The organism is Streptomyces sp. NPDC005728, from assembly GCF_040630895.1.
In the GTDB taxonomy this organism is placed as follows: Bacteria; Actinomycetota; Actinomycetes; order Streptomycetales; family Streptomycetaceae; genus Streptomyces.
Genome location: NZ_JBEXYL010000019.1, coordinates 1 through 26,591 on the forward strand (window position 1 = coordinate 1; position 26,591 = coordinate 26,591).

Consider the following 26,591-nt stretch of genomic DNA (forward strand, 5'->3'; position numbering starts at 1 on the left):
ACGGCGCCGAACGGGCCGTCGCAGCAGCGGGTGATCCGGCAGGCGCTCGCCGATGCACGACTGAGTGCCGCCGATGTCGACGCGGTGGAGGCGCATGGGACGGGGACGCGGCTGGGTGACCCGATCGAGGCGCAGGCACTCCTTGCCACGTACGGCCAGGAGCGTCCCGACGAACAGCCCCTGTTCCTGGGTTCGTTGAAGTCGAATATCGGGCATGCCCAGGCGGCTGCGGGTGTGGGTGGGGTCATCAAGACGGTGATGGCTCTGCGGTACGGCGTACTGCCGCAGACGCTGCATGTGGACGAGCCGACCTCGCATGTGGACTGGTCGGCGGGTGCGGTGGAGCTGCTGACCGAACAGCGGGCCTGGCCGGAGCTGGACCGGCCGCGACGGGCGGCCGTCTCCTCCTTCGGGCTGAGCGGCACCAACGCCCACGTCATCCTCGAACAGGCCCCCGAAACCGAGGACGCTCCCGACGCCGAGTCCGGTCCGATCCCCTGGGTGGTGTCGGGCCGGACGGAGACGGCACTGCGCGCGCAGGCCGAGCGTCTGCACGCCTTCGTCACCGAGCGACCCGACCTCGACCTGGGTACGGCGGCGTACTCGCTGCTGACCACGCGCACCACGTTCGACCACCGGGCCGTGGTGGTGGCCGAGGACCGCGACGCACTCCTCGGCGGACTGGCCGCCGTGGCCGCCGGTGAGCCCGCTGCCGCAGTCGCGCAGGGCCGGCACCACTCGGGTCGGCTCGCCGTCCTCTTCACCGGGCAGGGCAGTCAGCGCCTGGGCATGGGACGCGATTTGTACGAGGCGTTCCCGGTCTTCGCGGCGGCCTTCGACGAGGTCTGCGCCGAACTGGACCGGCATCTCGACCGGCCGCTCAAGGAGATCGTCTTCGCACCCGAGGACAGCCCCGAGGCGGCCCTGATCCACCAGACCGGCTTCACCCAGCCCGCGGTGTTCGCCCTGGAGGTCGCCCTCTACCGGCTGATCGAGCACTGGGGCGTCCGCCCCGACGCCGTGGCCGGCCACTCGATCGGTGAGCTGGCCGCCGCCCACGTCATCGGCCTGTTCCCGCTGCCGGACGCGGCCGCCCTGGTGGCGGCCCGCGGGCGGCTGATGCAGGAGCTGCCGGCGGGCGGGGCCATGGTCGCCGTCCAGGCCACCGAGCCGGAAGTGCTCGGCCTCATCGGAGACATGGCCGACCGGGTCGGTGTCGCCGCCGTCAACGGGCCCTCCGCCGTCGTCCTGTCCGGCGCCGCCGAAGCAGTGCTCGACCTCGCCGGCCAGCTGCGCGCCATGGGCCGAAAGACCAAGCGCCTCGAGGTCAGCCACGCCTTCCACTCGCCGCTGATGGACCCGATGCTGGACGGGTTCGCCGAGGTGGCGCGCGGTCTTCGGTTCGCCCCGGTCACCACGCCGTTCTTCTCCACCCTGACCGGCGCCCCGGTCACCGCGGAGGAACTCGGCAGCCCCGAGTACTGGGTGCGGCACGTCCGGCAGGCCGTACGGTTCCACGACGCGGTGGGTGCCCTGGCGGCCGACGGAGTGACCACCTTCCTGGAACTCGGCCCCGACGGCGTGCTGTCCGCGATGGGCCCCAACTGCCTGCCCGCGGACGCGGAAGCCGTCACCTTCGTCCCCTCCCTGCGCGGCGGCACCGCCGAGACGCAGAGCCTCACCAAGGCGGTCGTCCAGCTGCACGTGCACGGCATCCCGGTGGACTGGCCGGCGTTCTGCGGCACCCCGGTGGACTGGTCGGCGGCGTTCGACGGGCCCCGCCCGCCGCGCACGGAGCTGCCGACCTACGCCTTCCAGCGGCAGCGGTACTGGCTCGACGCGCTGCCGGCGCAGCCGGAGGACCTCGGTGCCGCCGGCCTCGCCCCCGCGGACCACCCGCTGCTGGGCGCCGCGATCGAACTGCCCGGATCCGACGGCCTGTTGTTCTCCGGCCGCCTCGCCGCCCACACCCACCCCTGGCTCGCCCAGCACACCCTCGCCGGGACGCCGGTGCTGCCCGCCTCGGCCGTGGTCGACATGGTCCTGCGGGCCGGCGACGAGACCGGCTGCGCCCTCGTCGAGGAACTCGTCCTGGAGGCCCCGCTGGTCCTGCCGGACCAGGGCGGCACGCAGCTCAGGCTGACGGTCACCCCGTCCGGCGAGGGACGCACCGTCCAGCTGCACTCACGGCCCGAGGGGACGTCCGGTCCCGGCGGATGGGTCCGCAACGCCCACGGCACACTGCGCCCCGCCGGCCCGGCCCCGGACACCGGCCTGGCCGTGTGGCCGCCGGACGGCGCCGTACCGGCCGCGGCCGAGGACCTGTACGAGCGCCTGGCGCAGGCCGGGCTCGACCACGGGCCGGCGCTGCAGACCGTCCGGGCCGTGTGGCGCCGCGACGCGGAGCTGTACGCCGAGCTGGCCCTCGCCCCGGCCGAGGCGCAGGAGGCCGGCCGGTACCGCGTCCACCCCGTCCTGCTGGACGGCGCGCTGCACGCGCTCGGCCTGACGGACACGGCCGGCGAGCTGCCCGCGTCCTGGTCGGGCGTGTCCGTGCACGCCACCGGCGCCACCGCCGCCCGCGTCCGCATCGCCCCCGCCGCACCGGGCGCGGTCTCCCTGCTGCTGACCGACCCGGCCGGACTGCCGGTCGCGTCGGCGGACTCCGTGGGCCTGCGTCCCGCACCGGCCGACCTGCCCCGTCCGACGACGCAGCGCCCCACCCCGGCTGCCCGCCCGGCCCGGCGCACGGTCGCGGCCGAACCCGTCGCGGCTCCCGGGGCCAGGGACCGGCTGCTGGCCCAGTCGCCTAACGAGCGGGCTCGCACGCTGCTCGACATCGTCCGCCGCAGCACCGCGCTGGTCTTCGGGCACTCCGGGGCCGACGACGTGGACCCGGCGCAGTCGTTCAAGGACATCGGCATCGACTCGCTCACCGCGGTCGAACTGCGCAACCACGTGACGGCGGCCAGCGGCCTGCAGGTGCCCCCGACCGTGCTGTTCGACTGCCCCACCCCGGCCGCGCTCGCCGCCCGGCTGGACGAGGAGGCGGCCGCTGAACTGTCCGGAGTGCCCGAACTCCACCGGGAACTGGACCGGTTGGAGGCCCTGCTCGCCGTGCTGCCCGGCGAGGGGACGGAACACGAGGAGATCTACGCCCGGCTGCGCGCCCTCACCGGCTCCCGGGACCGGCCGGCGGACCGCACGGCGGACGCCGACCTCGAGTCCGCCTCCGCCGAGGAGATCTTCGACCTGCTGGATGCCGAACTGGAGTCGTCGTGAGCACGCACCCTGTGACCAACGAGGCGAAGTACCTCGACTACCTCAAGCGCGCGACGGCCGACCTGCGGGAGGCCCGCAGACAGGTGCGCGAGCTGACCGACCGGCAGCATGAACCGGTGGCGATCATCGGCATGAGCTGCCGGTACCCCGGCGGTGTCGCCGACCCCGACGGGCTGTGGGAGCTGGTGTCGGAAGGACGGGACGCCATCTCCGGGTTCCCGGACAACCGCGGCTGGCCCGACGACCGGGCGGGCCACGGCGGATTCCTGCACCACGCGGACGAGTTCGACGCCGACTTCTTCGGCATCTCGCCGCGCGAGGCCCTGGCCATGGACCCCCAGCAGCGGCTGCTGCTGGAAGCGGCCTGGGAGGCGTTCGAGGCGGCCGGCCTCGACCCGTCCGCGGCCCGCGGCGAGCAGGTGGGCGTCTTCACCGGCCTCAACCTGCACGACTACGCGACCAGGGCCGAGGCCATCCCCGCCGAGGCCATGGGCTACCTCAGCACCGGCAACGCCGGCAGCGTCGCCTCCGGGCGGATCGCCTACTTCCTCGGCCTGGAGGGCCCGGCCGTCACGGTCGACACGGCCTGCTCCTCCTCCCTGGTGGCCCTGCACCTGGCGGCCCAGGCACTGCGGCGCGGGGAGTGCGGGACAGCCCTGGCCGGCGGTGCGACGATCATGAGTTCGCCCGGCGCGTTCGCGGACTTCGGCGCCCAGGGCGGTCTGGCCGCGGACGGCCGGTGCAAGTCCTTCGCCGCCTCGGCCGACGGCACGGCCTGGGGCGAGGGGGTCGGGCTGCTCCTGCTGGAGCGGCTGTCCGACGCGCGGCGGCTCGGGCACCCGGTGCTGGCCGTGCTGCGTGGCTCGGCCGTCAACCAGGACGGTGCCAGCAACGGCCTGACCGCGCCCAACGGCCGCGCCCAGCGCCAGGTGATCCGGCAGGCCCTCGCGGACGCCCGGCTGAACCCCGCGGACGTCGACGCCGTCGAGGCACACGGCACCGGTACCCGGCTCGGCGACCCCATCGAGGCCCAGGCCCTGCTCGCCACGTACGGGCAGAACCGCCCGGCCGGCAGCCCGCTCTGGCTGGGCTCGCTCAAGTCGAACATCGGGCACACCATGGCGGCGGCCGGCGTGGGCGGCGTGATCAAGATGGTGCAGGCCATGCGCCACGGGACGCTGCCGAAGACCCTGCACGTGGACGCTCCGTCACCGCAGATCGACTGGTCGGCGGGGTCCGTCGCGCTGCTGACCGAGGCACGCCCCTGGCCCGGGACGGACCGTCCCCGCCGCGCGGCGGTCTCCTCCTTCGGGATGAGCGGCACCAACGCCCACGTCATCCTCGAACAGCCCGAGGAAGAGCCTGAGGAACAAACCGCGGAACAAACCGCGGACCAACGGCCCGTACCCGTACCCGTACCGTCCGTGGCACCCGCCGGCCCCCTGCCCTGGGTGCTCTCCGCCCGCACCCCGCAGGCGCTGCGCGCCCAGGCCGCCCGGCTGCACACGCACCTGCTCGACCACCCGGAGCAGCGCGGTGCCGACGTGGCCTGGTCCCTGGCGACCGGCCGTACCGCACTGGACTACCGCGCGGTCGTGGTCGCCGACGGCCGCGAGGACCTGCTGGACCGGCTCGGCGCCCTGGCGGACGGCCGGGACACCCCGCACACGGTCCGTGGCACGACGGCCGCCCGGACGGCCGGCCGCACCGCCTTCGTCTTCCCCGGCCAGGGCTCCCAATGGCGCGGCATGGCCACCGAACTCGCCACCTCCTCCGCCGTGTTCCGGGACCGCCTCACGGCCTGTGAGGAGGCGCTCGCACCCCACGTCGACTGGTCGCTGGCCCGGGTCCTGCGCGGTGACCCGGACGCGCCCTCCCTCGACCGGGTGGACGTCGTCCAGCCGGCCCTGTTCGCCGTCATGGTGTCGCTGGCCGCCCTGTGGCGGTCGTACGGCATCGAGCCGGACGCCGTCGCCGGCCACTCGCAGGGGGAGATCGCGGCCGCCTGCGTGTCCGGCGCCCTCTCGCTGGAGGACGCCGCACTGGTGGTGGCCCTGCGCAGCCGGGTGCTGACACAACTGGCCGGGCGCGGCGGCATGGTGTCGGTCGCGCTGCCGGCCGACCAGGTGGCGCCCCGGCTCGCCCCCTGGGCGGACCGGATCGCGGTCGCGGCGGTCAACGGCCCGAACGCGACGGTGGTGGCCGGTGACGCCGACGCCCTGGACGCGTTCCTGGCGCGGAGCGAGGCGGACGGGCTGCGGGTACGCCGCGTTCCGGTGGACTACGCCTCTCACTCGCCGCACGTCGAGAGCGTCCGTGAGGAGCTGCTGAGGCGGCTGTCGGCCGTCGCGCCGAAGCCCGCCGAGGTGCCGTTCTACTCGGCGGTCACCGGCACGCCGCTCTCCGGGACGGAGCTGGACGCCGACTACTGGTACCGCAACCTGCGCCGGACGGTTCGCTTCGACGAGACCGTACGACTGCTGATCCAGGACGGCTTCCGGTACTTCGTCGAGTCGAGCCCGCACCCCGTGCTCGTCGGCGGCATCGAGGAGACCGCCGAGACCACCGAGGCCGGACGCGCCGTCACGGTCACCGGTTCGCTGCTGCGCGACGAGGGCCACCCCACCCGCTTCCAGCAGTCCGCCGGCGAGCTGTACGTCCGGGGCGCGGCCGTGGACTGGACCGCCGCGCTCCCGCCCGCCCGCCGCGTCGAGCTGCCGCGCTACGCGTTCCGGCGGCGCTCGTTCTGGCTGGCGTCCACCCCCGCCGCGACGCTCCCCGCGACCCTCGCGCCCGCGCCCGCCGCCGAGGAGGACACCGGAACGCTGCCGCGGACCCTGGCCCGGCTCGCCGACGACGAGCAGCGGGCCGCCGCGGTCACCGACCACGTCCGCACGTCCGCCGCCGCCGTACTGGGCCACGCCACGCCGGAGGACGTCGACCCCGACCGGTCCTTCGTCGAGTTGGGACTCGAGTCCCTCACTGCCCTGCAACTGCGCAACCGGCTGCGGGACTCCACCGGGCTGTCCCTGCCCGCGACCCTGGCCTTCGACCACCCGACGGTCAACGCGCTGGCCGGGCACCTCGCGGAGCGACTGGCGCAGGCGCCCGGCGAGCCCTCCGGGAACCCGCTGACCGGCCTGTTCCGCCAGGCGTACGGCACCGGCCGGCTCACCGAGGGCTTCCAGCTGCTGACCGCCGCCGCGGCACTGCGGCCGGACTTCGAACGGCGCGCCGACGCGGACCGCTGGCCCACCCCGGTCCGCATCACGTCCGGCGCCGCGGACCTCGCCGTGCTGTGCCTCCCCTCGCTCAGCGCCGTCTCCGGACCGCAGGAGTATCTGCGGCTCGGCTCGGCACTCGGCGCCGTGGGCGAGGTCTGGGCGCTGCCGCACCCCGGCTTCACGGCCGGCGAACCGCTGCCGCGCTCGGCCCGGGCGCTGATCGCCGCCCAGGCGGAGACCGCCGTCGAACTGGCGGCCGGCCGCCCGATCGTGCTGCTCGGCCGCTCCTCCGGCGGATGGATCGCCCACGCCGTGGCCGAGCACCTGGCCGCGCTCGGCACGCCGGCCGCCGCCGTCGTCCTGGCCGACACCTTCTCCCGGACCGCGGACCGCTCCAGCACCCGACTGATGGTCTCCCAGCTGCTGGAGAACGAGGAGGCGGCCGAACTCCTCGACGACCAGCGGCTGGTGGCGATGGGCGGCTACTTCCGGGTCTTCGCGGACTGGAGCCCGCAGCCCCTCACGACCCCCGTGCTGCTGCTGCGCGCCACCGCCGAGGTCCCCGGCGCGGACCGGGGCGAACGGGGGACCGGCTGGGAGCACGCCCACCACGTGGTCGACGTACCCGGAGACCACTTCTCGATGCTCGACGAACACCATCGGACAACCGCCGACGCCATCGCGTCCTGGCTGCGCACGGAGGTACGGGGATGACCAACGCCCTGACTGCACAAGAACTCTGGATCCGCCGCTACCAGCCGGCGCCCGAGGACACCGACCTGTCACTGGTCTGCTTCCCGCACGCGGGCGGCTCCGCCAGCTACTTCCGCCCGCTCGCCACCGCCCTGGCAGGCGTCGCGGACGTCGTGCCGGTGCAGTACCCGGGCCGTCAGGACCGCCGCGCCGAACCGCCGATCACATCGGTCCCCCGCCTTGCCGACGAGATCGTCACCGTGCTGGAGTCGCTCCCGAGGCGCCGGCTGGTGCTGTTCGGGCACAGCATGGGGGCCTGCGTGGCCTTCGAAGTGGCCCGCCGGATCGAGCAGCGCTCCTCCCTCGACCTGCTGGGACTGGTCGCCTCCGGCCGCACCGCCCCGCCCAGGCTGCGCGACCGCGGGGTCCGCTCGATGGACGACGACGGCGTCATCGCCGAGATCCGCCGGCTGAACGGCACCGACGACCGGCTGCTCCTCGACGACGACATCATCCGGATGATCATGCCGGCCATCCGCGGCGACTACACGGCGGTGGAGTCGTACCGGTACGAGCCCGGACCCCGGCTGCGCTGCCCGATCAGCGTGCTGGTGGGCGACCAGGACCCACAGGTCACCCTCGCCGAGGCGGAGGAGTGGCGCGACCACACCGAATCCGGTTTCACGCTGCGCAGCTTCCCCGGCGGCCACTTCTACCTGGCCGAGCAGAACACCCAGGTGGCCCGGGCACTCACCGAGGACCTGGCGCGCCTGCGCTGACCGATCACCCGCCGACGCCGCCGTCGCCGGGCAACTCCCCCCAACACAGAAAGAACTGGTATGGCAAACCAACCGGCTGCCCCGGCACGCCCGGCGTTCGGACTGACCGTCCTGGCCGTGTCCCTGCCGATGTTCATGGTGGCGCTGGACAACCTGGTGGTGACCAACGCGCTGGCGTCCATCCGGCGTGACCTGGACGCCTCGATCCAGGGCCTGCAGTGGGTCACCAACAGCTACATCCTCGGCTTCGCCGGCCTGCTGCTGGTCGCGGCCGGGCTCGGCGACCGGTTCGGACGCCGCAAGGTGTTCGTCTCCGGACTCTCCCTGTTCGTGCTGTTCTCGGTCGGATGCGCGCTGTCCACCTCGACCGAGGCGCTCGTCGCCCTGCGCGCCCTGCAGGGCATGAGCGCGGCCGCCGTCCTGCCGCTGTCGCTGACCATGCTGACCGTGGCCGTGCCGCCGGAGAAGCGGGGTGTGGCGATCGGCATCTGGTCCAGCATCAGCAGCCTGGCGGTCGGCATCGCCCCGCTGATCGGCGGCGCCATCACCACCGGCATCGGTTGGCACTGGCTGTTCTGGCTGAACGTCCCGATCGGTCTCATCGCCGTACCGCTGGTGCTGCGCGTCCACGCCGAGAGCCGGGGCGCGGCCGCCGGACTCGACCTCCTCGGGCTGCTGCTCGGCGGCGCCGGAGTGCTCGCCCTCGTCTGGGCGATCGTGGACAGCAGCGACTACGGCTGGACCTCCGCCCGCGTGCTCGGCAAGTACGCCGCGGCCGCCGTGCTGCTGGTGCTCTTCGTGCTGTGGGAGCGCCGCACCGCCCAGCCGCTGCTCCCGCTGCGGATCTACCGCAGCCGCGCCTTCACCCTGACCAATCTCGCCTCGCTGGCCGTGTTCTTCGGTCTGTTCGGTTCGATCTTCTTCCTCGCCCAGTACCTCCAGGTGGTCCGCCACCACTCGCCGTTCGTGGCCGGTCTGTGGACCCTGCCCTGGGCCGTCATGCCGACGATCTGCGCACCGTACGCGGGCAAGCTCATCCCCAAGGTGGGCGCCGGCCGACTGATCGCCGCGGGGCTGGCCCTCGCCGCCGTGGGTCTGGCCTGGTGCGCCCTGATCTCCGACCCGGCCACCGCGGACTGGCAGATGGTGGCGCCGTACATGCTGTGCGGCATCGGCACCGGACTGATCTTCGCGCCGAGCGCGACGGTGGTGGTCAGCTCCGTCCAGCCGCAGGACATCGGCAAGGCGTCCGGCACCAACGCGACCGTCCGCGAGATCGGCAGCGCCCTGGGCATCGCCGTCCTCACCACCGTGTTCACCAGCCGGGGCGGCAACTACCACTCGCCGGAGGCCTTCACCGACGCCGTGATCCCGGGCCTGTGGATCTGCGTCGCGGTCCTGCTGGCCGGCGGCGCACTGGCGCTGGGCATCCCGGCGCTCAAGCCCCCGGTCCCCGCCCCTGCCCCCGCCGCCAAGCAGCCGGCACTCGACTGACCCCGCAATCCCACAAGGAGCACAGACACATGGTTACGTTCACCGATCTCTACGCCCAGTACGGTGTGAAATCCCCGCACGACCTGTTCGAGCAACTGCGCGAGGAACGCCCGCTGTTCCAGGTCGAACTGCCGAATGGGGTGCCGCTCTGGCTGGTCACCCAGTACGCCGACTGCCGGGCGGGGCTCGGCGACGCGCGGCTGTCCAACCGGATCGGTACCCGGATCGTCTCCCAGGACGTCCTGCCCGCCGACATCCGCGCCAGCATGGGCACCCACATGCTGCGGGTCGACGGCACCGACCACACCCGGCTGCGGCGGCTGGTCTCCTCGGTGTTCACGGCCAAGCGGATCGAACGGCTCCGGCCGATGATCGAGCAGATGACCAGCGACCTGCTCGACAACATGGCCGTCCAGGAGCACCCCGACGCCATCCGCGACCTGGCCTACCCGCTGCCGATGCAGGTGATCTGCGAGCTGCTCGGTGTCCCGGTCTCCGACCACGAGCGCTTCCGCACCTGGTCGAACGCCTACCTCTCGGGGGTTGGCACGCAGAACTTCCCGGTCGACGTGGTGACCGAGTTCGTCCACTACGTCCGGGACCTCGTCGAGCAGAAGCGGGCCGAGCCGGACGACAAGCTGCTCTCCGCGATGATCTCCGCGCGGGACAACGAGGACCGGCTCGCCGAGCACGAGCTGACCTCGATGTGCTTCCTGCTCATCATCGCCGGCTACGAGACCACGGTGAACCTGCTCGGCAACGGCACGGCCCTGCTGCTCGCCGACCCGGAGCTGGCCGACCGCCTGCGGGCCGACCACGAGGCGATCCCGGGGGCCGTCGAGGAGTTCCTGCGCTTCGAGAGCCCGGTGCCCGGCGCGAGCTTCCGGGTCGCCACCGAGACCCTGGAACTCGGCGGCCAGACCATCCAGGAGGGGGAGCTGGTCCTGATCTCCCTGCTGTCGGCCAACCGCGACGAGCGGGTCTTCACCGACTCGATGACCTTCGACGCCGAGCGCAGCCCGAACCAGCACATGGCCTTCGGCTACGGCATGCACTACTGCCTGGGCGCTCCGCTGGCCCGGCTGGAGGCCCACATCGCCTTCCGTCATCTGCTGGAGCGCTTCCCCAAGATGGAGCGTCTGGACGCATCGGCCGACCTGAAGTGGCGGCCCGGACTGGTGATGCGGGGCCTGACCGAGCTTCCGGTGAAGCTCCACCAGTAGACCCGCCGAAGGTGGTGGCCGGCCGACCCGGCCACCACCTGCCGGATCCGAAGCCCCCTACACCCACGGGAGTCTGTGGTGATAGCCGACCTGGTCGCCGCGATCGAGTCACCGGACGCAGGGTCACGCGACTTCGCGTCCCTGCCGGTACCGGAGTCCTATCGAGCTGCCGTGCTCTTCAAGGACGAGCAGCACATGTTCGACGGACTCCCGGTCCAGGACCGGGAGCCCGCGAAGGCCCTGCACATCAGTGACGTACCGACCCCGGAGCCCGGCCCCGGCGAGGCCCTGGTCGCCGTCATGGCGAGTTCCGTCAACTACAACACGGTGTGGAGCGCACTGTTCTCGCCCGTGCCGACCTTCGCCTTCCTGGAGCGCTACGCCCGCACCGGAGGCCCGGCCGCCCGGCACGACCTGCCCTACCACGTGATCGGCTCGGACCTCTCCGGGGTGGTGCTGCGCACCGGACCCGGAGTGCGCCGCTGGCAGCCCGGTGACCGGGTGGTCGCGCACTGCCTGTCCGTCGAGCTGGAGGACGCGGCGGGCCACGACGACACGATGCTCGACCCCGAGCAGCGGATCTGGGGCTTCGAGACCAACTTCGGCGGCCTGGCCCACCTCGCGCTGGTGAAGGCCAACCAGCTGATGCCGAAGGCCGCTCACCTCACCTGGGAGGAGGCCGCCGCACCCGGTCTGGTCAACTCCACCGCCTATCGCCAGCTGGTCTCGCGCAACGGCGCGGGCATGAAGGTGGGCGACAACGTGCTGATCTGGGGTGCGGGCGGCGGTCTCGGCTCGTACGCCACCCAGTACGCGCTCGCGGGGGGCGCGATACCGATCTGCGTGGTCTCCAGCGAGCAGAAGGCGGCGATCTGCCGTGCGATGGGCGTCGAGGCGATCATCGACCGCAGCGCCGAGGACTACCGGTTCTGGCGGGACGAGCACACCCAGGACCCCCGGGAGTGGAAGCGCCTCGGCAGCCGGATCCGCGAGCTGACGGGCGGCGAGGACGTCGACATCGTCTTCGAGCACCCGGGCCGGGAGACCTTCGGCGCCTCGGTCTACGTCGCCCGCAGGGGCGGGACCGTCGTCACCTGCGCCTCCACCTCCGGCTACCGGCACGAGTTCGACAACCGCTACCTCTGGATGCACCTCAAGCGGATCATCGGCTCCCACTTCGCCAACTACCGTGAGGCTTGGGAGGCCAACCGCCTCGTCGCCAAGGGCCGGATCCACCCCACGCTCTCCCGTACCTACCCGCTCGCCGAGATCGGCCAGGCGGTGGGCGACGTCCACCGCAACCGGCACCACGGCAAGGTCGGCGTGCTGTGCCTGGCCCCCCAGGAGGGCCTGGGCGTCACCGACCCCGAGCTGCGGGCCCGGCACGAGCCCGCCCTCAATCGTTTCCGGACCGGCTGAGCGCGGCGGCACAGCCGCCGGCACCGCCGTCCTCCCCCCACATCCGCGTTCACACAGATTGGTACGCACGTGACCGACACCCCGGTCGAGAACAGCCCCCTCGCCTACCCGTTCGAGCGGCCCACGGCGCTCGAACCGTGCCCGCACTACAAGCGGCTGAGGGAGACGCACCCGGTCGCGGACATCCGGATGCCCAGCGGCGACCACGCCCTCCTCGTCACCGACTACGAATCGGTGCGCACGGTGCTGTCCGACGCCCGCTTCAGCCGGGCCGCCACCGCCCGGCCCGGTGCCCCCCGGATCGGGACCGAGCCGCAGAACGCCAAGAACCTGCTCAGCATGGACCCGCCGGAGCACACCCGGGTACGCCGGCTGGTCTCCCGGGAGTTCACTGCCCGCCGGGTGGCGGCCCTGCGGCCCCGCATCCAGAGCTGCACCGACGAGCTGCTGGACGCGATGGAGCGGACCGGGTCCCCGACCGACCTGGTTCCCGCCCTCGCCTTCCCGCTGCCCGTGACCGTCATCTGCGAACTGCTCGGGGTCCCGCTCGACGAACGCGAGCAGATCGCCGAATGGTCCGGCATCGTCCTGTCGACCGTCTCCCTGCCGGTCGAGCAGATCGGCGCGGCCCACATGGGCCTGGCCACCTATCTGGGCGGCCTCATCGCCGCCAAGCGGGAGGCGCCCGGCGACGACCTCCTCTCCGCCCTCGTGTCGATCCATGAGGCGGACGCCGAACGGCTCGACGAGGAGGAGCTGCTCCACCTGGCGATCACCCTCCTCATCGCCGGTCACGAGACCACGACCAACCAGATCGCCAACAGTGTCCTGGCGCTGCTGACACACCCTGAGCAGTTCGAGGCGGTCCGCCGCGACCCCGAGGCGGTCCCTGCCGCCGTGGAGGAGCTGCTGCGCTTCGTCCCGCCGGGTGACGAGGCGACCCTCCGTATCGCCCTGGAGGACGTGAAGCTGGGTGACACCGTCGTACCCGAGGGCACCGCGGTGCTCGCGTCCCTGGCCTCCGCCAATCGTGACGCCGGGCGGTTCGGCGAGCCCGACACCCTCGACGTCGACCGCACTCCGGACGCCCAGCACCTCACGTTCGGCTACGGCATCCACTACTGCCTCGGTGCGGGCCTGGCCCGCCTCGAGCTGGAGATCGTCATCGGCAGCCTGCTGCGCCGCTTCCCCACGCTCCGGCTGGCCGTGCCGGCGGAGCAGGTACCGCGCTCCTCCGGCCGCTTGATCCACGGCGTGACGTCGTTGCCCGTCGCCTGGTAGGGGACGCCTGAGGTTTGCTTCCTACGGGGCCGCACCACGCCATGGGTGCGGCCCCGTTGCGCAGCCCGGCGCGCGTTCGAGCGGCCTGACGCGACCGTCACCGGTGAGCGGCGGACCTACTCGCTCCCCGTCATGCGCCCCCGGTCTCCGCACGCCCTCCAGGGACATCGCCCGCCCCGAAAGCGCTGCTTGGCGCCGCGTCCACGACCGGGTCGGGCTGCGCGAGGACGCCGGGAGCCCGAGCACTCCGCGGCCGGTGGGGGTACCGGGAAGCACCGAGGCCGAGGAGTGCCGGGAAAGCCTTCACCAGGGAACGCCTACCCTTGACCCATGACCAGCAGCAGCGACCGGAGCCCGGCAGTGGACGTTCCAGCACCCAAGAGCTACGAGATCCGCACCTACGGGTGTCAGATGAACGTCCACGACTCCGAGCGATTGTCCGGACTGCTCGAAGAGGCCGGGTACGTGCGCGCCCCGGAGGGGTCGGACGGGGACGCGGACGTCGTCGTCTTCAACACCTGCGCGGTGCGCGAGAACGCCGACAACCGGCTCTACGGCAACCTCGGCCGGCTCGCCCCGAGGAAGGCGAGCCGTCCCGGAATGCAGATCGCGGTCGGCGGCTGTCTGGCACAGAAGGACCGCGACACCATCGTGAAGAAGGCGCCCTGGGTGGACGTCGTCTTCGGCACGCACAACATCGGCAAGCTTCCGGTCCTGCTGGAACGCGCGCGCGTGCAGGAAGAGGCCCAGGTCGAGATCGCCGAGTCGCTGGAGGCGTTCCCGTCCACCCTGCCGACCCGGCGCGAGAGCGCGTACGCGGCCTGGGTCTCCATCTCCGTCGGCTGTAACAACACCTGTACCTTCTGTATCGTCCCGGCCCTGCGCGGCAAGGAGAAGGACCGCCGCACCGGCGACATCCTCGCCGAGATCGAGGCGCTGGTCGCCGAGGGCGTCTCCGAGATCACGCTGCTCGGCCAGAACGTCAACGCGTACGGCTCCGACATCGGCGACCGCGAGGCCTTCAGCAAGCTGCTGCGCGCCTGCGGCAGCGTCGAGGGGCTGGAGCGGGTCCGCTTCACCTCCCCGCACCCGCGCGATTTCACGGACGACGTCATCGCCGCCATGGCCGAGACCCCGAACGTCATGCCGCAGCTGCACATGCCGCTGCAGTCCGGTTCGGACACCGTGCTCAAGGCGATGCGCCGGTCCTACCGGCAGGAGCGCTACCTCGGGATCATCGAGAAGGTCCGCGCCGCCATCCCGCACGCCGCGATCACCACCGACATCATCGTGGGCTTCCCCGGCGAGACCGAGGAGGACTTCGAGCAGACGATGCACGTCGTCCGCGAGGCCCGCTTCACGCAGGCGTTCACCTTCCAGTACTCCAAGCGTCCCGGCACCCCGGCCGCCACCATGGAGAACCAGATCCCCAAGGAGGTCGTCCAGGCACGCTACGAGCGTCTCGTCGCCCTCCAGGAGGAGATCTCCTGGGAGGAGAACAAGAAGCAGGTCGGCCGCACCCTGGAGCTGATGGTCGCCGAGGGCGAGGGCCGCAAGGACGGCGCCACCCACCGTCTCTCCGGCCGCGCCCCCGACAACCGCCTGGTCCACTTCACCAAGCCGGAGCAGGAGGTCCGCCCCGGTGACGTGGTCACCGTCGAGATCACCTACGCCGCCCCGCACCACCTCCTCGCCGAGGGCACCGTCCTCGCCGTGCGCCGCACGCGCGCGGGCGACGCCTGGGAGAAGCGCAACGCCGCGGAGGCCGCCAAGCCGGCGGGCGTGATGCTCGGCCTGCCGAAGATCGGCGCACCGGCCCCGCTGCCGGTAGCCACGGGCAGCGGCTGCGGCTGCGACTGATCCGGACGGTTCGTCGCGAACCGCCGGTGGTGGCGCGGCGTCCCGGCCCGGCCGGGGGTGCGCCGGCCGCCGTCGGCGGTGACGGTGTCGTACGCCCGCTCGCGCGACCCGGGCGCGTCCGCCTCCGCGCAGACAACGCCCGGCCGCAGCACGGCGTACTCTGCCGGTCATGCTTGTCGCCGCCGCCGTCTGCCCCTGTCCGCCGCTGCTCGTGCCCGAGGTCGCAGCGGGGGCCGCACCCGAGATGGACACCGCGCGCGCGGCGTGCACCGACGCGCTCGGCGTGCTCGCCGCCGCCCGCCCCGACGCGCTGGTCGTCGTCGGGCCCGCCGGGCAGAGCGGGCGCGGCCGGCACCCGCAGGGCACCCCGGGCTCCTTCCGCGGCTTCGGCGTCGACCTGGACGTTCGGCTGGGCCCCGCCACGGACGCCGTCCCCGAGCGCGAGCTGCCGCCGTCGCTGGCCGTCGGCGCCTGGCTGCTGGAGCGCACCGGCTGGGCGGATGCCCCGATCGAGGGACTCGGTGTCGGGGAACCACTCGCGCCCGAGCGGTGCATCGAAGCCGGAAGGGACATCGGCGCCCGGGCCGGGCGGGTGGCGCTGCTGGTGATGGGCGACGCCAGCGCGTGCCGCACACTCAAGGCGCCGGGATACCTGGACGAGCGGGCAGCGCCCTTCGACGCAGAGGTCGCGCGAGCGCTGGGAGCCGCGGACGTGGCGGCCGTCGAGGCGCTGGACCCGGAGCTGGCGTACGAGCTGAAGGCCTCCGGCCGCGCGTCCTGGCAGGTCCTCGCAGGGGCGGCCGAGGGCGCGGGCCTGAGCGGAGCACTGCTCTACGACGACGCCCCGTACGGCGTCGGATACCTGGTGGCCACCTGGTCCTAGGGCCGGACATCGAACGGCCACACGTGGAGCCCGGCCGACCGGGAAACGGCGGACGGCCGGGAGCCCTGGCACTCCGCGGCCGTCCGCCGATCCGTATGCCGTTCAGGAAGCCGGCGGCGGACCCTCCGGCGGGCTGGGGGTCGTGGCGTCGTGGGCCTGCGCCCCCTCCTTGTGCGCGAGGCGGTCCATCGCATCCTTCGCCTTGCCCGTGCCCGCGTGGATCTTCTCGCTGTACTTGCCCTTGGTCCGCTCGTCCACGGCCTTGGCGGCCTTGTCGAGGCTGTGCTGAACCTTGTCACCGTGCTGGCGCGCGAGGTCCGACACCTTGTCCTTGGCCGGGGAGAGCTTGGCCTTCACATTGTCCAAAAGACCCATGGTCCACCTTCCCTCACGGGGACAGTCACGTACGGGCGCCTTCACCGGCCTCGCTGTCCGCGACCTCGTCCGCGGACTGCTGCTTGGGGATCTCGGCGCCCTCGGCCGTGGCGGCCCCGGCGGCCTCCGGCTCCGCCGCCGCACCCTCGCGCCCCTCCTCGGTCGTCCCCGTGGCCTCCGCTGCCGGAGCGGCTTCTGCCGCCTCGGCCGCTGCCGACTCGGTGTCGGTCTGCGGCGCGGCGGCCGCCGCCTCCTCCTGCGTCGCCTTGGACCTGCCGAGGAGCCGTGCAAAAACGCCCATATCCACTCCATACGTTACTCGTGCGAGGGAAATCCCGCGTCAAACGGTGCGTCCGTTTGCGCCACCCGGGTCACCGCCTCCGGCAACCGGCGGGCGGCACCTCGGTGCAACGACCCGGGACGCCCGCCGTCACGTAACTCGTTCGAGGCGTGGCTGTGAGGTTTGCGAGACTGGTGCGGTGAGTAGCGCACCCCCCGCCCCCCGTGTCATCGCCGTCGTCGGACCCACAGCGGCCGGAAAGTCCGATCTGGGCGTCTTCCTGGCTCAGCGACTCGGTGGCGAGGTCGTCAACGCCGACTCCATGCAGCTCTACCGGGGGATGGACATCGGCACCGCCAAGCTGACGCCCGAGGAGCGCGCCGGCATCCCGCACCACCTCCTGGACATCTGGGACGTCACGGTCACCGCCTCGGTCGCCGAGTACCAGAGACTGGCCCGTGCCCGGATCGACGCCCTGCTCGCGGAGGGCCGCTGGCCGATCCTGGTCGGCGGCTCCGGCCTGTACATCCGCGGAGCCGTCGACAACCTGGAGTTCCCCGGCACCGACCCCGAGGTACGGGCCCGCCTGGAGGAGGAGCTGGCGCTGCGCGGCCCCGGCGCGCTGCACGCCCGCCTGGCCGCCGCCGACCCCGAGGCCGCCCGCGCGATCCTGCCCAGCAACGGCCGCCGTATCGTCCGTGCCCTGGAAGTGATCGAGATCACCGGTCAGCCGTTCACCGCCAACCTCCCCAGCCACGACTCCGTCTACGACACCGTCCAGATCGGCGTCGACGTCGCCCGCCCCGAACTCGACGAGCGCATCGCGCGCCGCGTCGACCGGATGTGGGAGGCGGGGCTCGTGGACGAGGTGCGCGCCCTGGAGGCCGAGGGGCTGCGCGAGGGGCGTACGGCGGCGCGTGCGCTGGGCTACCAGCAGGTGCTCTCCGCGCTCGCCGGGGAGTGCACCGAAGCGGAAGCGCGGGCCGAGACCGTGCGGGCCACCAAGCGCTTCGCGCGCCGCCAGGATTCGTGGTTCAGGCGCGACCCCCGGGTGCACTGGCTGAGCGGGGCCGTCGCGGACCGCGCGGAACTTCCGCAGCTGGCTCTGGCATGGGTCGAACGACCGGTCACAGCCTGATCACGTCATGGCATCGGGATGCGCCGCGGGTCAACGCGGCCTCCGGGGCCGTGCCATCATCGAGCTTCGATCGACCAAGTGAAGTCCTAGTTGGGAGGGCGCGTGGCGATGGAGGCCGGCCCTCGCGACACCGCACAAAGTGCCGAACACGTCACCACCGACAGTGACGAACCGGAACAGGGCGAGGACCGTCTGACTGCCCTGACCGACGACGGACCCGACGAGATCGAGGGCGGCGTGACCGCCGACGGGCCGACACCCGAGGAGATGTACGCGGGCGGTCCGGAGGTCGAGGTCGAGCTGCGTCCGCAGCGGCGGCTGCGCATCTGGCAGCTCGCGCCCATCGTGGCCCTGGCCGCCGGCGGCTCCCTGATGTTCGCCTTCCCGCTCGCCTTCGACTTCGGCGACAGCGGCGCGGTCATCGCCATGCTGGGGCTGCTGATCTGCTCCTGTGCCGCCGGCTGGGGCATGATGGCCGCCCGCCGTGTGGGCTACACCTGGCCGGGCCTGCCGGCGCGAGGCTCGGGCCGCCGCCCGGACTGGCGGGTCGTGCTCGGATACGTGCTGCTGGTGGCCGTGGTGGTCGTCCTGGCCGTCTGGCGCGTAGCAAGGCTCCGCTGAAGCCCCCACCGACCTGCAGCTGGACGACGACCTTCCCTTACGATCGAGGAATGAGCACGCGCACGCGGATCGCCTTCCTCAAGGGCCACGGCACCGAGAACGACTTCGTGATCGTCCCGGACCCCGAGAACACCCTGGACCTCACACCGGCCGCCGTCGCCGCCCTGTGCGACCGCCGTGCCGGCATCGGCGCCGACGGCGTGCTGCACGTCGTGCGGTCCGCCGCGCACCCGGAGGCCAGGGAGATGGCCGCCGAGGCGGAGTGGTTCATGGACTACCACAACGGCGACGGCTCGATCGCGGAGATGTGCGGCAACGGCACCCGTGTGTTCGCCCGCTACCTCCGGCACGCCGGACATGTGGGCGAAGGTGACCTCGCGATCGCCACGCGCGCGGGCGTGAAGACCGTCCACATCGCCAAGGACGGTGACATCACCGTCGGCATGGGCAGCGCACGCCTGCCCGAAGGGGAGGTCACGGTGAGCGTCGGCGAGCGCAGCTGGCCCGCGCGCAACGTGAACATGGGCAATCCGCACGCCGTCGCCTTCGTCGACGACCTCGCGCACGCCGGTAACCTGTTCGCCGCGCCGCCGGTCGGCCCGGCGGCCGCCTACCCGGACGGGGTGAACGTCGAGTTCGTCGTCGACCGCGGCCCCCGCCACGTCGCGATGCGCGTGCACGAGCGCGGCTCCGGCGAGACCCGCTCGTGCGGTACGGGCGCGTGCGCGGTCGCCGTGGCCACCGCCCGGCGCGACGGCGCCGACCCGGCCGTCACCGGCACACCGGCGACGTACACCGTGGACGTGCCCGGCGGGCGCCTGGTCATCACCGAGCGGCCCGACGGCGAGATCGAGATGACCGGACCCGCCGTGATCGTCGCCGAGGGCGAGATCGACTCCGAGTGGCTGGAAAACGCGCTCCGCTGACCTGGGGAATCCGAGCGAAGGGCGTCTCCGGACGCCGAGTTCGGCGATTTCCGGCGGCTGGGACCGTTCGAAACCGCGGCCGAGTGCAGGGCAGGTGGCGCAAACTCTAAACCTCGTCGTCATCGCTCGAATGGGTGATCCGTTTCACGCTCGGCGAGAGGCGGTCAGTCGCGCGTGGTGGGCTCGGTAGCATCAAGCACCGGCACGGACGGGGGAACGTCGCCATCCCTGAGCCGCGCATGCCCTGGGCTCCGTCCGCCGGTCCACGAGCCGGAGGTGCCCATGAGTGCGGAGGCCACGAACCCTGCGACGCCTGGCCCGGTAGCGCCCCCGGCGCCCGCACCGGCCCGCAGGAAGTCCCGGGCCCGGATCGACCTGCGCAGGCTCGGCCGGGCCGCGCTGCTCGGTCCGGCCGCCCGCGGCCGGCTGCCCGACGCGATCAGCCATGTCGTCGAGGCGCACCGCGCCCACCATCCCGACGCGGACCTCGAACCCCTGCGCCGCGCCTACGTCCTGGCCGAGTCCTCGCACCGCGGTCAGATGCGCAAGAGCGGCGAGCCGTACATCACGCACCCGCTCGCCGTGACCCTGATCCTCGCCGAACTCGGCGCGGAGACCACCACCTTGACGGCCTCTCTGCTCCACGACACCGTCGAGGACACCGACGTGACGCTGGATCAGGTGCGGGAACAGTTCGGCGAGGAGGTGCGGTACCTGGTCGACGGCGTCACCAAGCTGGAGAAGGTCGACTACGGGGCGGCCGCCGAGCCCGAGACCTTCCGCAAGATGCTCGTCGCCACGGGCAGCGACGTGCGCGTGATGTCGATCAAACTCGCCGACCGCCTGCACAACATGCGCACCCTCGGCGTGATGCGCCCCGAGAAGCAGGCGCGGATCGCCAAGGTCACCCGCGACGTCCTCATCCCGCTCGCCGAACGCCTCGGTGTGCAGGCCCTGAAGACCGAACTGGAGGACCTCGTCTTCGCCATCCTCCACCCCGAGGAGTACGAACACACCCGGGAGCTGATCGCCGTGAACGCGGCCCGCTCCGACGACCCCCTCGCGGAGATCGCCGACGAGGTGCGCGGGGTGCTGCGCGAGGCCGACATCCCGGCCGAAGTCCTCATCCGCCCCCGCCACTTCGTCTCCGTCCACCGGGTGGCCCGCAAGCGCGGCGAACTGCGCGGCGCCGACTTCGGCCGCCTCCTGGTGCTCGTGAACGAGGACGCGGACTGCTACGGCGTCCTCGGTGAACTGCACACCTGTCTGACGCCGGTCGTCTCGGAGTTCAAGGACTTCATCGCCGTACCGAAATTCAACCTCTACCAGTCGCTGCACACCGCCGTCACCCGCGCGGACGGCCAGGTCGCCGAAGTCCTCATCCGCACGCACCAGATGCACAAGGTCGCCGAGGCCGGGGTCGTCGCGCTCGGCAATCCCTACGCTCCTCCTTCGGAGGAGCAGTCCCAGGCGGCCGACGGCGAGCGTGCCGACCCCACCCGTCCCGGCTGGCTCTCCCGCCTCCTCGACTGGCAGCAGGCCGCGCCCGATCCCGACACCTTCTGGTCCACCTTGCGCGAGGACCTCGCCCAGGACCGCGAGATCACCGTCTTCCGGCCCGACGGCGGCACCCTGGGCCTGCCCGAGGGAGCCACCTGTGTGGACGCCGCCTACGCGCAGTACGGCGAGGACGCCCACGCGTGCATCGGCGCCCGCGTCAACGGCCGCCTGGCGACCCTCAGCACGGTCCTGAGGGACGGCGACACGGTCCAGCTCCTGATGGGCCAGGATCCGGCCTCCGAGCCCTCCCGCGAGTGGCTGGAGCACGCCCACACCCCGGCCGCCCGCATCGCCATCCAGCGGTGGCTGGCGACACATCCGGGCGGAGGCACGGAGAGCGAGACCGACGACACGAGAGGGAACGCGGCGGGCGCGGAGAGCGGCATGCCCGGCGCGGCCGCACGGTCCGCCGAGGCCGCAGGCGCCCCTGCCGCCCGCCCCCGCGGCGCCGAGGTCCTGGTGGACCGGCCCGGCGCCGCCGTACGCCTCGCCGGGTGCTGTACGCCCGTACCGCCCGACGAGATCACCGGCTTCGCCGTACGCGGGGGAGTGGTGACCGTGCACCGCGTGGAGTGCGCCGCGGTGGCGCACATGAAGAGCAGGGGGCGCGCGGAGATCGGCGTGCGCTGGGGGGACGCCACCGAGTGCCGGGTCACGCTGGTCGCTGAATCGTTCGGCCGCCCGCATCTGCTCGCCGACCTCACCGAGGCGATCGCCCTGGAGGGCGCCGAGATCGTCTCCGCGACCGTGGAACCGCCCAGCCAGCAGCGGGTGCGCCACACCTACACCCTCCAGCTCCCCGACGCGACGCACCTCCCGGCCCTCATGCGCGCGATGCGCGACGTGCCGGGGGTGTACGACGTGAGCAGAGCCCAGAACCAGGCACCGGCCTCCTGAGGCGCCGCCGCCCGGAAGGCCCCCTGGGACCGACCCGTTCGGGTGCGCCGGGCGCGCGTCGCCGCCGTAGCGTCCCCGCGCACTGGTAGCGGTGGGGCATGCTGCTCAACTCCCGCCCCCGGCCCAGGCTCAGGACCCTCCGGCACCGGAAGGCGGCCCTGCTCGCCTCCGCCGTCTCCGTCTGCCTCCTCGCCGCGACGGCCCCGGCCGAGCCTTTGGGCGTCGGCGACCGGCTCTTCCCGTACCTGGGCAACCCGGGATACGACGTGGCGTCGTACGACCTGTCCTTCACCTATTCCGGCAGCAACGACAAGCCGTTGCAGGCCGTCACCACCATCATCGCCCGGACCACCACCGACCTGGACCGCGTCAACCTCGACTTCGCCCACGGCACCGTCCGGTCCGTCCAGGTCGACGGCCGCCCCGCCGCCTTCACCAACGCGGGCGAGGACCTGGTCGTCACGCCCGACAGCCCGCTGCCCGCGGGCAGCCGGACACGGATCACCGTGCAGCACACCAGCGACCCCGTTCCCGCCAAGGACCAGGACGGCGGCTGGGTGCGCACCTCCGACGGCCTCGCCATGGCGAACCAGGCCGACGCCGCCCACCTGGTCTTCCCGAGCAACGACCATCCGTCCGACAAGGCGATGTTCACCTTCCGGATCACCGCCCCGAAGGACTACACCGTCGTCGCCAACGGCCTGCCGGCGGGAGCGGACCGGGACGGCGACACGACCACCTGGACCTACCGCACCCAGCACCCCATGGCCACCGAGCTCGCCCAGGTGTCCGTCGGCCGCTCCACCGTCCTGCACCGCGAGGGGCCGCACGGACTGCTGGTCCGGGACGTCGTGCCCAGCGCCGACCGCAAGGCGCTCGAACCCTGGCTGGCCAAGACGCCCGACCAGATCGCCTGGATGGAGAGCAAGGTCGGCCCGTTCCCGTTCGAGACGTACGGCGTGCTCATGGCGCAGGCCTCCACCGGATTCGAGCTGGAGACGCAGACGCTCTCGCTCTTCGAGAAGAACCTGTTCACCGAGCCGGCCCTTCCCAAGTGGTACATCGAGTCGATCATGGTGCACGAGCTGTCCCACCAGTGGTTCGGCGACAGCGTCAGCCCCCGCACCTGGTCCGACGTCTGGCTGAACGAGGGGCACGCCACCTGGTACGAGGCCCTCTACGCGGACGAGAAGGAGAACAAGCCCCTGGAGGATCGCATGAAGGCCGCCTACGGCTCCTCCGACCGCTGGCGTGACAGCGGCGGCCCGCCCGCCCTGCCCAAGGCGCCCGCGCCCGGCCAGAAGATCAGCATCTTCCGGCCCGGCATCTACGACGGCGCGGCTCTGGTGCTGTACGCCCTGCGCCAGGAGATCGGCCGGCCGGCGTTCGAGCGCCTGGAGCGGATGTGGGTCCGGGACCACCGGGACTCCACCGCCGGCACCGACGACTTCGTCCGCCTCGCGTCGGCCGTCGCCGGCCGCGACCTGAGCGGCTTCTTCCAGGACTGGCTGTACGGTGCGAAGACCCCGCCGATGCCCGGCCACCCGGAGTGGAAGGCCACGGCGTCGCCCAAGGCCGCCAAGGGCCGGGCCCGGAAATGAGCCAGAAATAAGGCGGTGACGAGACGGGCCGTGCCGTGCGACCATTTTCAGGTCGGCGCGGCACGGGACACGGGAATCTCCCGGGATGCTCGTGCGTTGTCACTGATGACCGGCGGTGTCATCACCGCCGAAGCGGCCCTCCCATCGACGTAAGGATCCAATGACCTCCTCTTCTTCCCCTTCCCAGGACACCAAGCGCTTCGCGCACGACTATCCCGAAGGTCTTCGGGCCGATGCCCTGATGGAAGAGGACGTCGCCTGGAGCCACGAGATCGACGGCGAGCGGGACGGTGAGCAGTTCGACCGCTCCGAGCGCGCGGCCCTGCGCCGTGTGGTGGGCCTCTCCACCGAGCTGGAGGACGTCACCGAGGTCGAGTACCGGCAGCTCCGCCTGGAGCGGGTCGTGCTCGTCGGGGTGTGGACCACGGGAACCGCCCAGGACGCGGACAACTCCCTCGCGGAGCTGGCCGCCCTCGCGGAGACCGCGGGCGCGCTCGTGCTCGACGGCGTGATCCAGCGCCGTGACAAGCCCGACGCGGCCACCTACATCGGCTCCGGCAAGGCGCTGGAGCTGCGCGACATCGTCATCGAAACGGGCGCGGACACCGTCATCTGCGACGGTGAGCTGAGCCCGGGCCAGCTGATCCAGCTCGAGGACGTCGTCAAGGTCAAGGTCGTCGACCGTACGGCCCTGATCCTCGACATCTTCGCCCAGCACGCCAAGTCCCGAGAGGGCAAGGCACAGGTCGCGCTCGCGCAGATGCAGTACATGCTGCCGAGGCTGCGAGGCTGGGGTCAGTCGCTGTCCCGCCAGATGGGCGGCGGCAAGGGCGGCGGCCTCGCCACCCGTGGTCCCGGTGAGACCAAGATCGAGACGGACCGGCGACGGATCCGCGAGAAGATGGCGAAGATGCGCCGGGAGATCGCGGAGATGAAGACCGGCCGCGAGATCAAGCGCCAGGAGCGCAAGCGCAACAAGGTGCCGTCCGTCGCCATCGCGGGTTACACCAATGCCGGCAAGTCCTCCCTGCTCAACCGCCTCACGGGCGCCGGCGTCCTGGTCGAGAACGCGCTGTTCGCGACCCTGGACCCGACCGTCCGGCGCGCGGAGACCCCGAGCGGCCGGGTGTACACCCTGGCCGACACCGTCGGCTTCGTCCGGCATCTGCCGCACCACCTGGTCGAGGCGTTCCGCTCCACCATGGAGGAGGTCGGCGACTCCGACCTGATCGTGCACGTGGTCGACGGCTCGCACCCGGTGCCGGAGGAGCAGCTCGCCGCCGTGCGCGAGGTGATCCGGGACGTCGGCGCCACGCACGTACCCGAGATCGTCGTGATCAACAAGGCGGACGCGGCCGACCCGCTGGTGCTCCAGCGGCTGCTGCGGATCGAGAAGCGCTCCATCGCGGTCTCGGCCCGCACCGGCCAGGGCATCGAGGAACTGCTCGCGCTGATCGACAACGACCTGCCGAGGCCGTCCGTCGAGATCGAGGCGCTCGTCCCGTACACGCACGGCAAGCTGGTCGCCCGCGCCCACACCGAGGGCGAGGTGATCTCCGAGGAGCACACCGCGGAGGGCACCCTGCTCAAGGTCCGGGTGCACGAGGAGCTCGCGGCGGACCTGGCGCCCTACGTGCCGGCGTCCGCGGCCTGACCCTCAGCAGCGCATGACGAAGGCCCGCCACCCCGACGGGGCGGCGGGCCTTCGTCATGCCGGGGCCGGTTCGGTGCGTGTCACCGGCCGCCGTAGGTCTTGCTCATGTTCTGGTAGAGCGCCTCGGCCTCCGGGCCCAGCTGCGGGCCGGCCAGCCAGGTGTTGTCGGACGGGCCGATGGAGGTGTTCGACACCAGCTCGGTCTTGCCGCCGACCACCCGGAACCAGCCGCCGCCGGAGGAGCCGCCGGTCATCGTGCAGCCGATCCGGTACATCGTCGGCAGCGACGAACTCAGCGACAGCCGGCCGGGCCGGTCGAGGCACTTGAACATCTTCAGCCCGTTGTAGGGCGGCGCCGCCGGGTATCCCCAGGCGCCCATGCTGGCCACCTCGGTCGCGGACGGTGCCGAGAAGTCGACGTCGAGGGCCGCCCCGACCGTCTCCTCCAGAGACTTCGCCCCGGACTCGGGCTTCACGTGCAGCACCGAGTAGTCGTACGCCGCCCCCGCACCGCCCGTCTCGGAGCCGCCCTGGATCCACTCGTTCGAGGTCGAGGCCCAGTCCGCCCACCAGGTGCCGTACGGAGCGATCTCGGAGGTCGTCGCGTTCGCCAGCTCCGACTCCGGCTTGCCGAGGTCGTTGTACGACGGCACGAAGGCGATGTTGCGGTACCAGCCGCCGTTCTGACCGGCGTGCACACAGTGGCCCGCCGTCCAGACCAGGTTGGACTTGCCCGGGTGGTTGACGTCCTTGATCACCGTGCCGGAGCAGACCATGTGGCCCTCGGGCGAGTCGAAGAACACCTTGCCGACGGGTGCCGCGTGCTGGTGGTACGGCGTCTTCTCCGCGGCGGCCTCGACGCGCTGCGGCTCCGGATCGCTGACGCCCTGGTCGGCGGCGGCGTCCTTGGTGGACAGCGTCTTGTTGGCCTCCTTGGCGGACTTCATCCGCTCCGGCTTCCACAGACCCGCGATCACCGGGTTGACGAAGTCCTTGGCCTCACTGAGCCACTTGTCCTTGTCCCAGTCCTTCCAGCCGCCGTTCTTCCACTGGTCGACATCGATGCCGTGCTCCTTGAGCCTGTTCGCGATGTCGGCCGGGATCTGGACCTTGCCGTCGGCGGCGGACTGGGAAGCGCCGGCTCCGGCCTGGCCGCCCGCCTTGTCGTCGGAGCCGTTGCAGGCCGTGGCGGTGAGCGCCAGGGCGGCGACGAGCCCTGTCGCGGCGAGGACGGTACGACGCCGGCGCGTCGAGTACGTACGTGCGGAACACATGGTGCGATTACCCCCGTTGAAGCTTTCGTGACACCCCACTATGCCCGTGGGACTGGGGACGGACGGCGGCGAGACGGTGAAGGTTCCTGTGAGACCTCTCGCCGCCGCCCGTGCGCGGGCTGTGCGG

The 26,591-nt window shown here is 72.3% G+C and carries 18 protein-coding genes; 15 read left to right on the plus strand and 3 right to left on the minus strand.

The features are described from left to right. The 9 genes from ABZ471_RS15460 to ABZ471_RS15500 all read left to right on the plus strand — a co-directional run. The coding region (locus ABZ471_RS15460) for an acyltransferase domain-containing protein (RefSeq protein WP_359066554.1) at window positions 1–3,282 on the plus strand (3,282 nt) is incomplete at its 5' end. 11 nt (window positions 3,283–3,293) lie between these two features. Continuing rightward, window positions 3,294–7,220, plus strand: a complete 3,927-nt coding sequence (locus ABZ471_RS15465) for an acyltransferase domain-containing protein (RefSeq protein WP_359066727.1) — start codon at window positions 3,294–3,296, stop codon at window positions 7,218–7,220. Continuing rightward, entirely contained in the window at window positions 7,217–7,978 is a 762-nt protein-coding gene (locus ABZ471_RS15470; RefSeq protein WP_359066556.1) for an alpha/beta fold hydrolase, read from the plus strand. The genes ABZ471_RS15465 and ABZ471_RS15470 overlap by 4 nt, the downstream gene beginning before the upstream one ends. Window positions 7,979–8,038: 60 nt before the next feature. Then, complete coding sequence (locus ABZ471_RS15475; protein ID WP_359066558.1) at window positions 8,039–9,472, plus strand: MFS transporter; 1,434 nt, start codon at window positions 8,039–8,041, stop codon at window positions 9,470–9,472. A 29-nt stretch (window positions 9,473–9,501) separates the two neighbouring features. Further along, window positions 9,502–10,695, plus strand: coding sequence for a cytochrome P450 (locus ABZ471_RS15480; RefSeq protein ID WP_359066561.1), 1,194 nt, complete (start codon window positions 9,502–9,504; stop codon window positions 10,693–10,695). 75 nt (window positions 10,696–10,770) lie between these two features. After that, on the plus strand, window positions 10,771–12,114 hold the full coding sequence (ccrA, locus tag ABZ471_RS15485) for a crotonyl-CoA carboxylase/reductase (RefSeq protein ID WP_359066563.1): 1,344 nt from the start codon (window positions 10,771–10,773) through the stop codon (window positions 12,112–12,114). Between the two features lie 69 nt (window positions 12,115–12,183). Continuing rightward, complete coding sequence (locus ABZ471_RS15490) at window positions 12,184–13,395, plus strand: cytochrome P450 (RefSeq protein WP_359066565.1); 1,212 nt, start codon at window positions 12,184–12,186, stop codon at window positions 13,393–13,395. 330 nt (window positions 13,396–13,725) lie between these two features. Then, the gene (miaB, locus tag ABZ471_RS15495) at window positions 13,726–15,255 is read left to right on the plus strand and encodes a tRNA (N6-isopentenyl adenosine(37)-C2)-methylthiotransferase MiaB (RefSeq protein WP_359066567.1); all 1,530 of its coding nucleotides are present in this window, start codon (window positions 13,726–13,728) and stop codon (window positions 15,253–15,255) included. A 169-nt stretch (window positions 15,256–15,424) separates the two neighbouring features. After that, window positions 15,425–16,138: a class III extradiol dioxygenase subunit B-like domain-containing protein gene (locus tag ABZ471_RS15500; RefSeq protein WP_359066569.1), complete on the plus strand. Its 714-nt coding sequence runs from the start codon at window positions 15,425–15,427 to the stop codon at window positions 16,136–16,138. 102 nt (window positions 16,139–16,240) lie between these two features. Here ABZ471_RS15500 and ABZ471_RS15505 read toward each other — a convergent pair whose 3' ends face one another. Continuing rightward, window positions 16,241–16,513, minus strand: coding sequence for an antitoxin (locus ABZ471_RS15505; RefSeq protein WP_359066571.1), 273 nt, complete (start codon window positions 16,511–16,513; stop codon window positions 16,241–16,243). A gap of 25 nt (window positions 16,514–16,538) precedes the next feature. After that, window positions 16,539–16,814, minus strand: a complete 276-nt coding sequence (locus ABZ471_RS15510) for a hypothetical protein (RefSeq protein ID WP_359066573.1) — start codon at window positions 16,812–16,814, stop codon at window positions 16,539–16,541. A gap of 178 nt (window positions 16,815–16,992) precedes the next feature. Here ABZ471_RS15510 and miaA point away from each other — a divergent pair, with 178 nt between their 5' ends. The 6 genes from miaA to hflX all read left to right on the plus strand — a co-directional run bounded on the left by miaA (window position 16,993) and on the right by hflX (window position 25,190). After that, a complete protein-coding gene (gene miaA, locus ABZ471_RS15515) occupies window positions 16,993–17,931 on the plus strand; it encodes a tRNA (adenosine(37)-N6)-dimethylallyltransferase MiaA (protein WP_359066575.1) in 939 nt (312 codons plus the stop codon). Between the two features lie 108 nt (window positions 17,932–18,039). Next, window positions 18,040–18,552, plus strand: a complete 513-nt coding sequence (locus ABZ471_RS15520; protein WP_359066729.1) for a hypothetical protein — start codon at window positions 18,040–18,042, stop codon at window positions 18,550–18,552. Window positions 18,553–18,602: 50 nt separating this feature from the next. Then, window positions 18,603–19,478, plus strand: coding sequence for a diaminopimelate epimerase (dapF, locus tag ABZ471_RS15525; protein WP_359066577.1), 876 nt, complete (start codon window positions 18,603–18,605; stop codon window positions 19,476–19,478). A gap of 282 nt (window positions 19,479–19,760) precedes the next feature. Further along, window positions 19,761–21,935 (plus strand): HD domain-containing protein, encoded by a 2,175-nt coding sequence (locus ABZ471_RS15530; protein ID WP_359066579.1) that lies wholly within the window; start codon window positions 19,761–19,763, stop codon window positions 21,933–21,935. A gap of 98 nt (window positions 21,936–22,033) precedes the next feature. Then, window positions 22,034–23,536: a M1 family metallopeptidase gene (locus tag ABZ471_RS15535; RefSeq protein ID WP_359066581.1), complete on the plus strand. Its 1,503-nt coding sequence runs from the start codon at window positions 22,034–22,036 to the stop codon at window positions 23,534–23,536. 160 nt (window positions 23,537–23,696) lie between these two features. Next, window positions 23,697–25,190: a GTPase HflX gene (hflX, locus tag ABZ471_RS15540; protein ID WP_359066583.1), complete on the plus strand. Its 1,494-nt coding sequence runs from the start codon at window positions 23,697–23,699 to the stop codon at window positions 25,188–25,190. An 80-nt stretch (window positions 25,191–25,270) separates the two neighbouring features. Here hflX and ABZ471_RS15545 read toward each other — a convergent pair whose 3' ends face one another. Beyond that, complete coding sequence (locus tag ABZ471_RS15545; protein ID WP_359066585.1) at window positions 25,271–26,464, minus strand: hypothetical protein; 1,194 nt, start codon at window positions 26,462–26,464, stop codon at window positions 25,271–25,273. Window positions 26,465–26,591 lie beyond the last annotated feature (127 nt).